The organism is Demequina globuliformis (assembly GCF_000975155.1).
GTDB lineage: Bacteria > Actinomycetota > Actinomycetes > Actinomycetales > Demequinaceae > Demequina > Demequina globuliformis.
On the sequence record NZ_BBRG01000001.1, the window covers coordinates 975702 to 990495 of the forward strand.

15 protein-coding genes are annotated in these 14794 nt (G+C 67.4%); 7 read left to right on the plus strand and 8 right to left on the minus strand.

Features of this window, described 5'->3' with window-relative positions; genetic code table 11:
• Positions 1-65 precede the first annotated feature (65 nt).
• Both AOP75_RS04520 and AOP75_RS04525 read right to left on the minus strand, forming a co-directional pair.
• Complete coding sequence (locus AOP75_RS04520; protein WP_062077117.1) at positions 66-824, minus strand: polyphosphate polymerase domain-containing protein; 759 nt, start codon at positions 822-824, stop codon at positions 66-68.
• Positions 821-1429, minus strand: coding sequence for a DUF4956 domain-containing protein (locus AOP75_RS04525; RefSeq protein WP_062077118.1), 609 nt, complete (start codon positions 1427-1429; stop codon positions 821-823). The genes AOP75_RS04520 and AOP75_RS04525 overlap by 4 nt, the downstream gene beginning before the upstream one ends.
• 169 nt (positions 1430-1598) lie before the next feature.
• Here AOP75_RS04525 and AOP75_RS04530 point away from each other — a divergent pair, with 169 nt between their 5' ends.
• Genes AOP75_RS04530 through AOP75_RS04540 form a run of 3 tightly spaced genes read left to right on the plus strand, consistent with a single transcriptional unit; the run spans position 1599 to position 4429 of the window.
• The gene (locus AOP75_RS04530; protein ID WP_062077119.1) at positions 1599-2282 is read left to right on the plus strand and encodes a response regulator transcription factor; all 684 of its coding nucleotides are present in this window, start codon (positions 1599-1601) and stop codon (positions 2280-2282) included.
• Entirely contained in the window at positions 2279-3673 is a 1395-nt protein-coding gene (locus AOP75_RS04535) for a sensor histidine kinase (RefSeq protein WP_062077120.1), read from the plus strand. The genes AOP75_RS04530 and AOP75_RS04535 overlap by 4 nt, the downstream gene beginning before the upstream one ends.
• Positions 3674-3685: 12 nt before the next feature.
• Positions 3686-4429 (plus strand): NYN domain-containing protein, encoded by a 744-nt coding sequence (locus AOP75_RS04540; RefSeq protein ID WP_062077121.1) that lies wholly within the window; start codon positions 3686-3688, stop codon positions 4427-4429.
• Here AOP75_RS04540 and AOP75_RS04545 read toward each other — a convergent pair whose 3' ends face one another.
• From AOP75_RS04545 to AOP75_RS04570, 6 genes are all read right to left on the minus strand, one after another.
• The gene (locus AOP75_RS04545; RefSeq protein WP_062077122.1) at positions 4430-4885 is read right to left on the minus strand and encodes a DUF2087 domain-containing protein; all 456 of its coding nucleotides are present in this window, start codon (positions 4883-4885) and stop codon (positions 4430-4432) included.
• 162 nt (positions 4886-5047) lie between these two features.
• Positions 5048-6583: an ABC-F family ATP-binding cassette domain-containing protein gene (locus AOP75_RS04550; protein WP_201774139.1), complete on the minus strand. Its 1536-nt coding sequence runs from the start codon at positions 6581-6583 to the stop codon at positions 5048-5050.
• Positions 6584-6878: 295 nt separating this feature from the next.
• A complete protein-coding gene (locus AOP75_RS04555; RefSeq protein WP_062078412.1) occupies positions 6879-7307 on the minus strand; it encodes a cupin domain-containing protein in 429 nt (142 codons plus the stop codon).
• A gap of 10 nt (positions 7308-7317) precedes the next feature.
• Positions 7318-7569: a DUF4287 domain-containing protein gene (locus tag AOP75_RS04560; protein ID WP_062077124.1), complete on the minus strand. Its 252-nt coding sequence runs from the start codon at positions 7567-7569 to the stop codon at positions 7318-7320.
• Complete coding sequence (locus AOP75_RS04565; protein ID WP_062077125.1) at positions 7566-8543, minus strand: SRPBCC family protein; 978 nt, start codon at positions 8541-8543, stop codon at positions 7566-7568. The genes AOP75_RS04560 and AOP75_RS04565 overlap by 4 nt, the downstream gene beginning before the upstream one ends.
• Positions 8544-8555: 12 nt before the next feature.
• Positions 8556-8918, minus strand: a complete 363-nt coding sequence (locus AOP75_RS04570) for an ArsR/SmtB family transcription factor (RefSeq protein WP_062077126.1) — start codon at positions 8916-8918, stop codon at positions 8556-8558.
• 108 nt (positions 8919-9026) lie between these two features.
• On the opposite strand from AOP75_RS04570, the gene AOP75_RS04575 reads away from it, so the two are divergent.
• The 4 genes from AOP75_RS04575 to AOP75_RS04590 all read left to right on the plus strand — a co-directional run bounded on the left by AOP75_RS04575 (position 9027) and on the right by AOP75_RS04590 (position 14753).
• The gene (locus AOP75_RS04575) at positions 9027-10793 is read left to right on the plus strand and encodes a beta-N-acetylhexosaminidase (protein ID WP_083966695.1); all 1767 of its coding nucleotides are present in this window, start codon (positions 9027-9029) and stop codon (positions 10791-10793) included.
• Between the two features lie 75 nt (positions 10794-10868).
• Positions 10869-12170: a sensor histidine kinase gene (locus AOP75_RS04580; protein ID WP_062077127.1), complete on the plus strand. Its 1302-nt coding sequence runs from the start codon at positions 10869-10871 to the stop codon at positions 12168-12170.
• Positions 12161-12817: a response regulator transcription factor gene (locus AOP75_RS04585; RefSeq protein WP_062077128.1), complete on the plus strand. Its 657-nt coding sequence runs from the start codon at positions 12161-12163 to the stop codon at positions 12815-12817. Before AOP75_RS04580 ends, AOP75_RS04585 begins: the two co-directional genes overlap by 10 nt.
• A 10-nt stretch (positions 12818-12827) precedes the next feature.
• Positions 12828-14753 carry a cation:proton antiporter gene (locus AOP75_RS04590; RefSeq protein WP_062077129.1) on the plus strand — a complete coding sequence of 642 codons (1926 nt, stop codon included), beginning with the start codon at positions 12828-12830 and terminating at the stop codon, positions 14751-14753.
• Positions 14754-14794: the final 41 nt, after the last annotated feature.

Here is a 14794-nt window from a genome sequence, read left to right on the forward strand (position 1 = left end):
CAATCGCCATGGGTGCTAGCGGTTTTCGGACACGACAGTCGCGCGCCGCAGATCCCACAGGAGCACTAGACGACGGAAACGTAACTGCGCAACGTGCGCGCCCATCGGTTGTGAGGGAGCTCGGGGTGTAGGGCCGCGAGCGACGTGCAGTACTTGGAGACCTTGGACGGGCGCACCCCGTGGTTCCACAGGGCGCGGTCCACCACGCCCGCACGCGATGCGGACTTGGTCTCCACGATCAGGTGCCTCGCGAAGGCCGCCTGGCGGCCCTGTGCATCAACCCCGGTGACGCCGGCGTCCACGGTGACCCGGGCATCGGCCGTCACCACGGTGGTGCGCCGGTATTCGGTGGTGAGCACCGCGGCTAGATCTGCCACGGCGATGCCGGGAAAGCCGGACACGAAATTCATGGCTGCGGCAGGCAGCCGATCCGTGCGTCCCACCGGGGTGTTGAGAAACTCGCGGTGTTTGACCGTGTCTCCCGTGCGGGAGCGCAGCTTGACCTCGATCGCGGCCGTGCCCGTGTCCACGTAGGAACGGGTGCGGACCTTGTATCGCGCCGGGCGGCGGTGTGCGGCGGCCCGGTAGCTGTCCCACGTGGGGGTGTCGTAGTACGTCGACGAGTAGCGGAACGCGCGCACGCCATCGATCTCGAGGGTCCGTGGCCGTTCGGGCAGCGTCGCCACCACGTTCGCCCAGGTCGCGGGGCTGATCAGGTACTTGCGGTCCACGCGTTGCTGGAGCGCGGCGGCCGCGTTGACCTCCTCGAGGGAGATGGGCGCGAGGTCGTCCGTCCAGGACACGGCAGTAGCGGCGTCGATCATCGCGCCACCGCCGCCTGCGCCCGCTCGGCCGCCGTGCCCTCGTGGCGGGGGGCCGGCGCCTCATCACGCACGTTGTAGCGCACGTCGCACAGGGTCGTCTGCTGAACCACGTCGGTCTTGCGGATCACCACCCGGCGCACGTCCGCGTTGAGGAGGTCCTCGAGCATCCGGGTAGCCTCCGCCTCCGTGCTCACGACGCGATCGAGCATCACCTGCTGGGAGCGCGAGCGGGACAACAGGCGCGGGCTGTCGCCGACGGCGATGGCGAGCAAAAGAATCGCCATGAGGACCAGGCCCACCGCTCCGTGGATTCCGGGGAAGCCGCCCAGCAGACCAAGTGCAATCGCGGTGAAGTAGTACGCGATCTCCGAGTGATCCATCTCCGTGGACCGCAGCCGGATGATCGACAGGACTGCGAAGATCCCGAGCCCAAAGCCAAGCGAGACGTCCGCGGTCGCCATGGCGTAGGTGACGCCCATGACGCCCACGTTGATGGCCAGGAAGGCGACGATCATCTCGCGGCGCCGGTGGCGCGGGAAGTACAAGCCAAAGACGAGCAGCGTGATCGCGATCAGGTCTGCGGCGATGAGGGCGTAGATAGACATGGGTTTCAACCTTCGGTGTGGGGGCTCCAGGGTGAGCCGGCAATAACTCCATGGAATCCGGGGTGCCTGGGAACTCCCTGGGAACGGCGGCACAACCCCCTGGGAACCCAACCCCCGCCACAGCCCGCGGTCCCAGCGATTTCCCAGGCCAGAGTGCTTGACTGGAGTCATGACCGACCGACGCATCCTCGTGGTGGACGACGAAGACAACCTGCGCACCATGCTCGTGGCCGCCCTCAAGTACGAGGGCTACGACGTGGTGCAGGCCGTCGACGGCGCCGAAGGCCTGAAGGCCGTCAAGGAGCACCGCCCTGACCTCATCGTGCTCGACGTGATGATGCCGAACATCGATGGGTTCGCCATGTGCCGGCGCCTGCGCGATGCGGGCGACCGCACACCTGTCATTTTTTTGACCGCGCGCGACAGTTCCGAGGACAAGGTCGAAGGGCTTCGCATTGGCGGCGACGACTACCTCGACAAGCCCTTCAACCTTGACGAACTCGTGGCCCGCGTCGAGGCCGTCTCGCGCCGCTTTGAGCGCGACCCGTCCTCCGCGGACACCTATGAGGTTGCCGACCTGGTGCTCGACGACGTCTCTCACCGCGTGACGCGCGGCAGCAAGGAGATCTCGCTGTCGCCCACGGAGTACCGCCTGTTGATGTACCTGATGCGCCACGTGGGGCGGGTGCTCTCGCGAGGCCAACTCTTGGAAAACGTGTGGGGCTACTCGCCTGACGATGACCCTGCGGTGGTCGAGACGTACATCGGGTACCTGCGCCGCAAGGTGGACGCCTCCGAACCCAAGCTCATTCACACCGTCCGCGGGGCCGGGTACACGCTGAGGGCGCCGTGACCGCACGACGCACCCTGTCGCTGCGGGACCGCCTGTGGATGGGACTTGCCGGCATTGGCCTCATTTCCGTGGTGGTCGCCGTGATCGTCGCCGTCACCACGCACCAGTTCCTCATGACCCAGATGGACGACCGCCTGGATTCCTATGCCGCGCCCAGCTTCTACGACCAACCACGTCAACAACTGCCTGGGGCACTGCAAGACCTCGAAGACGAGGAGCGCGTCACCGAGGCCACGCGCGGATACGTCGACTCTGGCGGCACCCTGTACGTCTTCGTCACCTCCAACGTCGAGGGCGCCACGGACGCCATCCCGGTCATCCCGCTCGCCGAACTGACCGACGAGCCTTCTCACTTCACGACCGACGCCTCCGAGGGCACCTCGCAGTTCCGTGTGCTCGCGCGGCCAGCGGGCAACGGCTGGGACATCACCGCGCTGCCGCTGGACGACGTGAAGTCCGCGACCGGCCGTCTGGTCCTGATTGAGAGCATCGGCATCGCGCTCGTGCTGGGGACCCTGGCGCTCGTGGCGTGGTGGGTGAACCGACTGGGGATCGCGCCCATGCGCCGCATGGTGGACGCGTCCAAAGAGATCGCCGGTGGGGACCTTGATGTCAGGCTCGACACCGATCAGGGCGGGACCGAGACAAACGAGTTGGCACAGTCGCTCAACCGGATGATCGCGCACCTGACCAGCGCTCTGGCCGAGCGCGAGCGCTCCGAGGCGCGGCTGCGCGAGTTTGTGGCCGATGCCTCTCACGAGCTCCGCACGCCTCTCACCACCGTGTTGGGGTACGCCGAGCTCCACCGCAAGGGCGCCTTGGACGCACCCGAGGCGCAGGACGATGCCTGGGCCAGGACAGAGTCAGAGGCTGCGCGCATGCGCCGGCTCGTGGAGGACATGCTCACCTTGGCGAAGTACGACGCGGAGCCGCACCTCGACGTACGAGGCGTTGACCTCGCGGCACTAGCGACCGAGGTGGTCGCAGATGCCACCGTTGCGTACCCGGACACCGCTTTCGAGTTCGCGGGAGGCAGCGCCTCAGTTCCGGCCGACGGCGACCGCCTCCGCCAAGCTCTCCTCAACGTGATCGCCAACGCCGCCGTCCATGGCGGCGACCGCGTGACCGTGAGCGTCCACGCCACGGCGACCCAGGCATCGGTCCTGATCCACGACAACGGGCCGGGGATGGAGCCGCACGTGGCGGCGCGCGCGACCGAACGGTTTGTGCGCGGCGACAGCTCACGCCAGCGAGCCACCGGCGGCGCTGGCCTGGGCCTGGCGATCACCGCCGCCATTGTCGACGCCCACCACGGCACGCTATCGATCGAGTCCGCTCCCGGGGCTGGCACGACCGTCACGCTGACCCTGCCGGGCTCGGCTGCGGTGTGACACAGTGAGGGGGTGACGACCTCCCAGGACCAAGCCCGCCTCGCCGTCCTCATCGATGCCGACAACATTCCCAGCAAGTACGTCGACGCGCTCTTCGTGGAAATCGCGAGGTTCGGGAGCGCAGACATTCGGCGGGCATATGGAGACTGGACGACCAACCAGTTGGCGCCGTGGAAAAAGGTAGTGCTCGCGAACTCCATTCAGCCGGCGCAGCAGTTCTCGAACACCCAGGGCAAGAACTCAACCGACAGCGCACTCATCATCGATGCGATGGACTTACTTCACGCGGGAAACATCGACGGCGTTTGCCTCGTTTCAAGCGATGCCGACTTCACCCGCCTTGCCGCCCGAATCCGTGAACAGGGCCTGCGAGCATATGGGTTCGGCGAAAAGAAGACTCCTGACGCGTTCATCAACGCGTGTAACACCTTCGTTCTCCTCGAGAACATTCAGGGCGGAGAAGCAGACGCGGGCAATGTCCCACAGCGCGACTACAGGTCCGACCAGGACCTCGCACGGTTGTTGTCGGAAGCCATCGACACTTCTGCGGGTGACGACGAGTGGGCGGACTTAGCGGCGGTGGGGAGCAATCTCCAACGACTCAAATCCGATTTCGACACCCGTACGTGGGGCTTCAAGAAGCTCAAGGACCTGGTTGTCGCGCATCCACGCGTGGATGTCAAGTACTTGTCCCCGGGCCAAGGCAAGCCAAAGACTCTTCAAGTCCGGCGACGGCCCGCACCGAAGAAGAAGTAGTTAAGCGAGCCAATACCGCGAGCCATCCTCGGCGCGCTCCACGAGCCCCGCGTCGACCGCGTAGCGCCGCAGACCGGCCTCGTCGAAGAACAGCATTCCCACGCGCGCCGTCAACTCAGCTTCTGTCAGCCAGCCCCGGCTCACACCGGCGAACACGCGCGCCATCACTGCCGCCACGAACGCCGGCTTGTCACCGTCGCGTGCCGGCCACTGAGAGATGGGACCGTAGGCCAGGATGCCTCGCTCGGATGCCAGCATGGACAGCTCCGTGTGGTGGTCTCCTACCCGCTCGGCATCGATCCCCTCCGGTGACAGCCAGTCGAGCCCTCCCAGTCGCGGCTCCACCTCGCCGCCGCCCAGGGCATCGACGAGGGCGATGCGCCCCTTGGGGTCGCGGATCAGGCTCATGAGCATGCGGGACTGTTTGAGCGCGGCGTGTGCCTGGCCGTCGGTCATGGTCGGGTCCTCTCTGGTCTGCGCCGCAGGCGACGCACCGCGGCGAGACCCGCGAGCTGCGCTGCCAACGGCGCCGGCGCTATCCGGCTAAGGCGTTCGTCCCCGCCCTTAGGTCCGGGGACACGTGTGGTGCACGAGCCTGCCACACCCGCCCGCGCACCGTCACGGCGTGGCGCCAATCTCGTCGTAGAAGCGGTCCGCTTCTAGCCGCCAGTGGCGCGTGGGCGCCAGCGCCGCCACAAACTCCGCGTCGTGGCTGACGACAATGAGTGCCCCGTGGAATCCCTGCAGCGCCTCCAGCAAGTGCGCACGGGAGGCGAAGTCGAGGTTGTTCGTCGGCTCATCGAGCACGAGCAATTGCGGCGCTGGTCGGGCGAGCAGCACGGTCGCGAGCGCCGCCCTCAGGCGCTCGCCTCCGGACAGCTGAGCTGCGGGCGCGTCCCCCGCCGCCCCGCGGAACAGGAACTTCGCGATTCCCTCGCGCACCTCGTGGGGACTGGCGCCCTGGGCTCGGGCACGCACGTTCTCGGCCACAGTGAGGTCCGGGGCGAGGATGTCGAGGCGTTGCGGCAGGTACCCGCCCGGAACGCTCAAATGCGCGTGTCCCTCGAGCGGCGCACGTTCTCCCAGGAGCGTGCGCAGCAGGGTCGTCTTGCCTGAGCCGTTAGACCCCGTGAGCACAATGCGCTCCGGGCCCTGGACCTGAGCCGTCACATGCACGCCGGTCGCGATCCGGCACTCCAGGTGAGCGACTTCCCTGCGGGACGGCACAGCCGACTCTGGCACGTCGACGCGAATCTCGCGGTCGCGGTCCGCGGCAGCCTGGGCCGCCTCTAACCGTTCTCTGGCCTCTCCCAAACGGTCCTCGTGGATCGCGGTGACGCGCGCCTGCGTCACCTGCGCCTTGCGCTTCATGCCGCCCATCATGATCTTCGGCATCCCCGCTTGCCGCGCCCGGCGCTCGCCATCGCGCTGCCGCTTGCCGGCGCCCTCGACGTGCACGCGCAGTTCGCGATGCTGCTTCGCGACATGGGTTTTGGCATTCGAGAGTTCCGCCAGCGCCTGCTCGCGCTCGGCCTGGATCGCTGCCTCGTAGTCGTCGATGGTGCCGCCGAACCACCGGAGGCTTCCGCGCCGCAGTTCGCCCACGGCCGTCACGCGGCGCAGCACCCGCCTGTCGTGGCTCACCACAAGGGTCGGCTGGCTGCGACGCTCGAGCGCGCCCATCACAAAGGCGACGGCGGCTTCGTCCAGGTTGTTTGTCGGCTCGTCAAGCAGCAGCACGTCCGGCCGCTCCCACAGCGCAGCCGCGAGCGCGAGCCGCGTGATCTCGCCGCCGGAGAGTTCGCCCACGGTCCGGTCGAGCGTGCCGTCGGGCAGGCCCAACGACGCAAGCGTCGCGACCGCGCGTTCCTCGACGTCCCAGTCGTCACCAAGGACGTCGAAGTGAGCGGGGTCCACGTCGCCAGACTCGATTGCGCGCAAAGCCGCGCGCTTGGGCGCCAACCCCATCGCGGCATCGGCCCTCATCGCCGAGTCAAGGGCCACGTCCTGCGGGACGTACGCCACGTGCGCCGGCCGCTGGATGCTGCCGGAGTCGGGTGTGAGGTCGCCCGCGAGCAGGCGCAGCAGCGTGGTCTTGCCGGTGCCGTTGGTGCCGACGAGGGCGCTCAAGGACCCGTCGACGGAGCCGGACATGTCTCGCAGCACAGATGTGCCGTCGGGCCACGAAAAGGTCAAGTGGGAAAAGGACAGGGAAGGCATAGGTTCTCGCAATAGCGTCTGGGGCAGATGTGCCGGTGGCAGATGTGCGCGTGGCCAGACGAGCGTCTGGCGAACCTAGATCTTCAACGGAGTGCTCCTCGCGACTCGGGGTGTGTCCAAGCGCCAGTGTACGCCCCCAGCTTCGTGCATGTCAGTGCCGGAAAATGTCACAATCTCGGCACTGACATGCACGAACGGGAGGTACCGGGGCATCGGGCCGATGCCGGAGTCACCAGGGCATCGGGCGATCGGTAATGGGGTGGGCATCATCTGGCAGGTGGGGTAGTTCACCGCCGTCGCCACGGATGCAGAACCACGTGAGCGGCTCCGTGCCGTCTGGCGCACACCGCCACGTTCGCATTACGCCCTGGCCCACGCGGATCACGGTGCCGGGACCCACGTCGAGGACCTCATCGTCCAGACCCATCTGGCCGCGACCGGTGAGAAAGATGTACAACTCCTCATCGGACGAGTGGGCGTGCCAGTAGCCCGCCTCCTCGCCCGGCGCCATCGAGTTCGCCGTGACGCCGATGAACTGCATGGGAAGTTCGTGATCGAGTACCCGGCGACCATTCTTGGACCGGGCGGGCACGAACCCGCCAAAGTACTCGCGCCAGGATTCGATGGGGCCCAGTTCCATGCGTTGCACATCGCTCATGAGCACCACGCTACTTGGCGAGCTGCGCCTTCACCCACGCGACGACCGCGTTGGCGTGGCCGTGCCCCATCCCGTGTTCGTCCTTGAGCGCCGCCACCACTTCCATGTGGGCTTGCCCTGCCTCGAGCCCCTCCGCAGCCACGTCAATCCAGTGCTGCATGGGTTGCCCGTACGTCTTCTCGATGCTCGGGAAATAGGAGAGGGGGCCCTTGAGCGTGGCCCCGGGCTCGATGACCGGGGCCACGACGCGGGGCGTGCTCACGCGAGCACGTCGCTCTCGAGGCGAGCGTAGGAGGTCTCCATACCGTCGACCATGCCGGTGCTGAGGACCATGTCGCGCACCTCGGCACTGGGGTAGGTGATGACCAGCGTCAGGAGCGTGCCGCCCTCAACGGGGGTCAGCGTCATTTCGTTGACGTTCGGCTCGCCCGGCATACCGATCATCGCCTCGGTCGTCACAGCACGGTAGGGTTCCTCGATCTCGAGGGCCTCGCCCGTGAAGCCAAAGCGCTCGCCCTCGACGCCAGCGTCGGGCTCCCATTCGTTGCGGTACGTCTGCCCCACCTCGGTGGCAACCTCACAGACGGGCATGGACCAGCCGTCCGGCCCCAACATCCAGCGGCGAATGAGCTCCGGCTTGTGGTGCGCGTCCCACACCTGCTGCGCAGTGCCGCGAATGACGCGGGAGACGCGGACCTGGGTGTCGGAGAGGATGTGCGCCTCCGCGCCACGGCCCGCAGCAAAGGACTCGAGGTCCGCGAGCACGGCGTCGATCTGGCTCATGGCAGACGTCATGCCTTCTTCCATACCCATGCCGATGAGCTGCTCCAGCTGCTCGAGCGAACCAAAGTAGGTGGTGGTGATCAGGCGCGAGCCGGCATCGGTCGCCTCGAATTCGAACGTCATCCGCATGTCCGGCATGTCAGTGTTCTCCGCGCCGTCATCTCCGGCGAAACCGTCGCGCACCTCGAATGAGCGTCCGGGCTCAACGGCGAGGAACTCCCAAAAGCCACCCGAGCGCTCGCCGTCGGGTCCGGTCATGTAGTACTCGGAGCGGCCGCCGGGGAAGACGTCGTGCCTCGTAAACGTCGCGGGCCACTCGACAGGGCCCCAGAATTTCTCGAGCTGGCGAGGATCGGTGTACGCCTCCCACAGGCGTTCGCGGGTGGCAGCGAACTCTGCCGTCACGGTCATGGTGAGAGCGTCGAGGTCCTTCTCGACAGAAGTGATGGGCATGGCGGTGACCTTTCAGTCGGTGAGGTGTGGAGCCGGGGTTTCGGGCTCCGCGAGGAGAGCGTCAAGGCGGCCGATGCGGTCGCGCCAGATGCGCTCATAGGCGTCCAAGAGTTCTTGGGCACGACGGATGGCGTCAGGGTTGCCGCGAACGAGACGCTCGCGGCCGTGGGGGTGCTTGGTCACCAGACCGGCTCCCTCCAGGACGGCGACGTGTTTGCTGACCGCCGCGAAGGACATCTCGTACGCAGCCGCGAGCGAGGAGACGGAAGCCTCCTCCACGAGGGTGCGGCGGACAATGTCGCGGCGCGTGGCATCGGCGAGGGCCCGGAAGATCCGGTCGACCTCGACGTCGGAAAGTTCAGTATCTACAACCATTTGGTTATACGTTACGCCCGCCGACGAGAGCCGTCAACAGATGCGCCGCATTCGGGGTTTCCTGGAACAAAATCGACACTGTTACCAGGGGCAACATAGGCTCATGGAATGACCGATGGCTCGTTCACTCTTGTCCCCGCACCCATGCACGCCACTGCCAACGACGGCACGTGGGCGCCCTCCCAGCCCGTCACCGTACGCACGTGCGAGGCCTTCCTGCCCGCCGCGCGCAGGTGGGCACGCGACACCCTCGCAGCATTCGACCTCGATGTCGCCGTCACCACCTCCAGCGGCGACGCGGACGTCACCTTCGACATTGACCCGGACCACCGCCCGGGCGGCTACGCCTTGACGGTGACCCCAGACGCCGTCTCCGTGAGCGCGGCCGACCTTGCTGGCGCCCACCACGCCGCGCAGACGCTGCGCCAGCTCGCCGGGCCGCAAGCCTTCCGCGCCCACGCCGCTCCGTCCACCTCTCTCACGGTCCCGTGCGCGACCATCCACGATCACCCTCGGTTCGGCTGGCGCGGCATTCACCTCGATGTGGCGCGCCACTTTGTGCCCAAGCACGAGGTCATGCGGTTCATCGACCATGCGGCCGCGCACCACCTCAACGTCTTCCACTTCCACCTCACGGATGACCAGGGCTGGCGCATGCCCATCGACCGCTACCCGGAGCTCACCACCGTGGGCGCATGGCGCACGCACAGCCAAGTCGGCAACTCCCGCCCGCCTGTGTTTGACGACCGCCCCCACGGCGGCCGCTACTCGAAGGACGACCTGCGCGAGATCGTGGCGCACGCGCGCAGCCGCGGTGTGATGGTCATGCCAGAGATCGACGTGCCTGGGCACGTCGACGCGGCCGTCACTGCGTACCCCCAGTTGAGTTCCGTCGGGGACCCCACAACGGTGTTGCCCACGTGGGGATTCGGGCGCGATGTCCTCAACCCCTCGCACGAGAACGTCGAGTTCTTCACCCACATCCTCGACGAGGTCATGGAGATCTTCGACGCACCTTTCATTGGCATAGGCGGCGACGAGGTGCCCACCAATCCGTGGCGCCAGAACCCCCAGATCGTCGCTCATGCTCAGAGCCTTGGACTCAGCGATGTGGGCGAACTGCACGGCTGGTTCCTCGCCCAGCTTGCTGACCACCTGCAGGAGCACGGGCGCCGTGCGGTGGTGTGGGATGAGGGACTGTCGGCTCTACTACCGCGCTCCGCTGCAGTCACCTCGTGGCGCGGCATCGAGGCCGGCGCGATTGCCCTCAAGAGCGGGCACGACGCGATCATGGCTCCCGAGCAGGTCGTGTACCTCGACCACCGCGCCTCCGACCACCCGGACGAACCCATCCCGGTGGGCTTTGTCCGCACCATCGAGGACGTCCTGGCCTTTGACCCGCTACCGCCAGAGGTCGTGGCGGCTCACCCCGAGCTTGAGGCCGTGGCGCGGACCGATGTCCTGGCACCGTTCCCTGGAGACCGTCCCGTCGCGGTGGACGGCCAACAGGGCGCCCTGTTGGGTGCGCAGGCCCAGGTGTGGACGGAGCACCTCGATACGCCCCGCCGCATTGACTACGCCACCTGGCCACGACTGGCAGCCTTTGCAGAGGCCGTGTGGGCGCCCCACACCGACCGCACTCCGGGCACGAAGGCCTCTGCCGAGTTCATGGACCGCCTTGCCTCCCACCTCGCCAGGCTCGACGCCATGGGCATCGAGTACCGACCGCTCGATGGCCCCCACCCGTGGCAGACCCGCCCGGGCATCACCACGATCACGCGCGACCTCGATGCGGAGATGGCTAAGGCAGGTTGGGGAGGCGCAGGCGGATTGCACGAAGACGGCGACGGCCACGCCTGGACTGCATCCCAGTAACGCGGGGGTTTTCCCTACCCTCACTCGGGGGTAGGCACCGCTGTGAGGGAGCGTGGCGCGCGCTGAGATGGAAGCATGACTACCGCAACCATGAACACCTCAGCCGCGCCGGTGGCGCACCTCCGCACCGAGGGCCCGTATTGGGCCTTCCTGCTGCAACGCCTGGGACGCGACCTGGGGTATCTCGCGCCGGTGCTCCTCACGGCCACCGCCTCGTTTTCGATCCTGTTCTCCTTGGCGGTCACCTCCATCTCGACGCTGATCATCTGGGTGGGCATCCCTCTAGGCGTCGCCACGCTGTGGGCCGCGCGCGGGTTCGCCGTGCTCGAACGCTGGCGTCTCAGCGCACTCGGAGAAGGGCCGGTCACCGGCACGTATCGCTCCCGTCCCGAGGGCGGCTCGTGGATGCGCCGCGCGTTCGCCGACTTCCGTGACCCGCAGATGTGGCGCGACCTGCTGCACGGCATCGTGACCTTCCCGCTCGGCGTCGTCACGTGGTCGCTCACTCTCACGTGGGTCGCCACCGCTGTGGGCGGCGTGACGTCGGGGATCTGGGCACGCTTCCTGCCCGGCGACGACAGCATCCCCGACGTGGCGATCCTCGAATGGCTCAACTCGGTCGCGGGCATGACGACCCTTGGCCTCCTTTTTCTCGTGACCGCACCGTGGGTGCTCACCGGGCTCGCGCGGCTCCACTTGCTCGTTGGCCAAGCCCTGCTGGGAACCAACGAGAAGCGGGAGCTGCGCGCCGAGGTGCAACGACTCAAGGACACCTCGCGAGCCGCTGCCTCCGCAGAGTTCACCTCGCTGCAGCGCATCGAGCGGGACCTTCACGACGGTCCGCAGCAACGGCTCATTCGCCTTCAGATGGACGCCGCCGCCGCCGAGCGCGCGATCGACACGGATCCCCACGCAGCGCGAGAGGCCATCTCCCAGCTACGCATTCAGTCGGCAGAGGCTCTCGCGGAGCTCCGCGCGCTTACCCGCGGCTTCGCGCCACCCCTGCTGAGCGAGCGAGGCCTTGCGGCAGCCCTGCAGTCCCTGGCGGACCGCTCCACCGTGCCCGTGCAGGTGGACTGCGACCTCGACCGCCGTCCGCCGGCCGCCGCAGAGACGGCCCTCTACTTCGCCGCCTCTGAAGCCCTCGCCAACGTAGCCAAGCACTCCCAGGCCACCCGGGCATCGGCCCGCATCACCACCACCGGCACCACCCTCACGCTGACCGTCGCCGACGACGGGATCGGCGGAGCCACCACCGCCAAGGGAACGGGACTACGCGGACTCGAGGAGCGTCTGTACGGGGCCGGCGGTACTCTCACCGTGACCGACGGACCCCAGGGCGGGACCGTCCTGACCGCGGAGGTGCCGTGCGAATAGTCCTGGCAGAGGACTCGGCGCTGCTGCGCGAGGGCCTGGTGCGCCTGCTCGATGAGCTGGGCCACGAGGTCCTCGCGGCTGTCGCCACCGCCACGGAACTCGCTCACGTAGTCCGGCACAGCGACACGGTTGACCTGGTGGTGTCCGACATCCGGATGCCGCCGCACGGCACCGACGATGGCCTGCGCGCCTGCCTCGCGCTGCGCGGCGACCGCCCGGGATTGCCATGCCTGTTGGTGTCCCAGCACACGGAGCGTGCCTACGCCGAGGAACTGCTCGCCAGCGGCGCCGGAGGCGTGGGGTACCTGCTCAAGGACCGGGTCACGGACATCGACGCCTTCGAACGCGCGATGGTGACGGTCGCGCAAGGCGGCACCGTGCTCGACCCCGAACTGGCCGCAAGCCTGGTGGCCCAGGCCCGCGACCCCTGGGAAGACCTGACCCCACGGGAAAAACAAGTTCTCACCCTGATGGCGGAGGGCCGCTCCAACGCCGGCATCCAGGACGCGCTTGTCCTCAGCGCGGGCGCCGTCGAGAAACACGTGGGTGCGATCTTCGCGAAACTAGGCCTTGCACCCGCCAGTGACGACCACCGTCGCGTGCTTGCCGTGGTGAAGTACCTGTCGACGCAGCGCCCCCGGGGCTAGGCTCCCCGGTATGACATACGCCGCGACCCTGGTCGTGATCCTCGCCGCGGGGCTGCTCGCGCAGCTCATCGCCGCCCGTGCCCGCATCCCCGCCATCATCGTGCTCATCGCGGCCGGCTTGATCCTTGGCCCCATCACCGGCTTTATCGCAGTGCCCGGCGGCAACGAGGAGGTGGCTGCGCTCATCAGCCTGGGTGTCGCCGTGGTGCTCTTCGAGGGCGCCATGGACCTGCGGTTCGGCGAGGTGGAACGCGTGGGCAAGGGGATTCGGCGCCTCACGCTGTTTGGCCCTCCCATCGCAATGTCGCTCACCGCGCTCGCCGCGTTCTACGTGGGTGGCCTCGAGTGGCCGGTCGCATGGGTCCTAGGCGCGCTGCTGGTCGTCACTGGCCCCACCGTCATCATCCCCCTGCTGCGCCAGGCACGCCTCAACAAGGAGTCGGCCTCCTTGCTGAAGTGGGAGGGCATCATCAATGACCCCATCGGCGTGCTGCTGGCATTGCTCACCCTGCAGTACTTCCTCATTGCGGACGCGGACGTCGACCCCGACCTCGAGGCCGTGGCGCAGGCGCTCGGAGTGGCGTCCGTTGTCGTCACCCTGGTGGGTGCCGTGATCGCGGCGCTGGTGCTCGGCACGGTCGCCGGCTACGGCATTGGCCTGGTGTTCCGCCGGGGCTGGCTGCCAGGGCACCTGAAGTCGCCGCTGCTGCTCGTCATGGTGCTGGTCGTGTACACGCTGTCCGACATCGTCGTACACGAGTCCGGCCTGCTCGCCGTGACCATCATGGGCATCATCTTGGGCAACATGAACCTCGCCGAGCGAGACCAGCTGCTGGACTTCAAGGAGGGGCTGTCGGTCGTCATCCTGTCCGCGCTGTTCATCATCATTCCGGCTCAGCTGGAACTGGACCAGCTGACGCTGATCGACTGGCGGATCATCGCTTCTGTGGTGGTGTTGATGTTCGTGGTGCGGCCGCTGACCATCGCGCTCGTCACCATCAAGTCGCCGATCCGCTGGCAGGACCGCGTGCTGCTGGGATGGATTGCGCCGCGCGGCATTGTCGCGGCCGCGACCGCGGGTGTCTTTGGCCCCGAACTTATCGACGCCGGCTACGAGGACGGCGCGGTGTTCCTGCCCACGGTGTTCCTCGTCATCATCGTCACCGTCACCGCGCACGGCTTCTCCTTGGGATGGGTCGCGCGGAAGTTGGGCCTGTCTGCAGGTCCCTCCAACGGCTTGCTCCTCGTGGGCGCGTCACCGTTCGCGGTGTCGCTCGCATCGGCGCTCGCGCGCCTCAAGGTGCCCGTCATGGTCGCCGACGCCTCGTACCAGCGCCTCCAGCCGCTGCGCATGCAGTCCGTGCCTGTGTACTTTGGCGAGGTCCTGTCGGAGGACGCCGAGCGCAAGACCGGCGAGGCCAGCCTCAGCTACCTGCTGTGCGCGTCAGACAACGACTACTACAACGCCCTGGTCAGCCGCTCACTTGGACCCGAGTTCGGCTACCACCGCACCTTCCAGTTGCCCCCACCCAAGGAGAACCAGGCGGAAGCGAAGCGCCTGACGTTCCAGCGGCGCGGCTCGTACGCATTCGACGGCGAGTGGGACTACTTCGAACTCAACGACGCCATCGCGGCCGGTTGGTCCATCCACACCACCAAACTCACGGGCGACTTTGGCTGGGACGCGTGGCGCAGCCGTCAGGACGAACGCTCCGTGGAGTGGGTGCTCGTGGGAGATGTGTCCTCCGAGCATGGCTTCCGGCTGTTCTCGACAGATCAAGCCTTCACGCCCATGGCGGGATCCACGATTGTCTACTTCGCACCCGACCACTCCAAACGCGAGCGCGCGGCCGAGCGCGCGGCAACGGGCGCCACTCCCGCTGTGAAGCGGGCCGATGCCGGGACGGCTCCGAGCGCGAACTCGGCTCGAGAGTAGGGTCACCCCAGGCGCACAGTCACCCCAGGGGTCTCGTCACG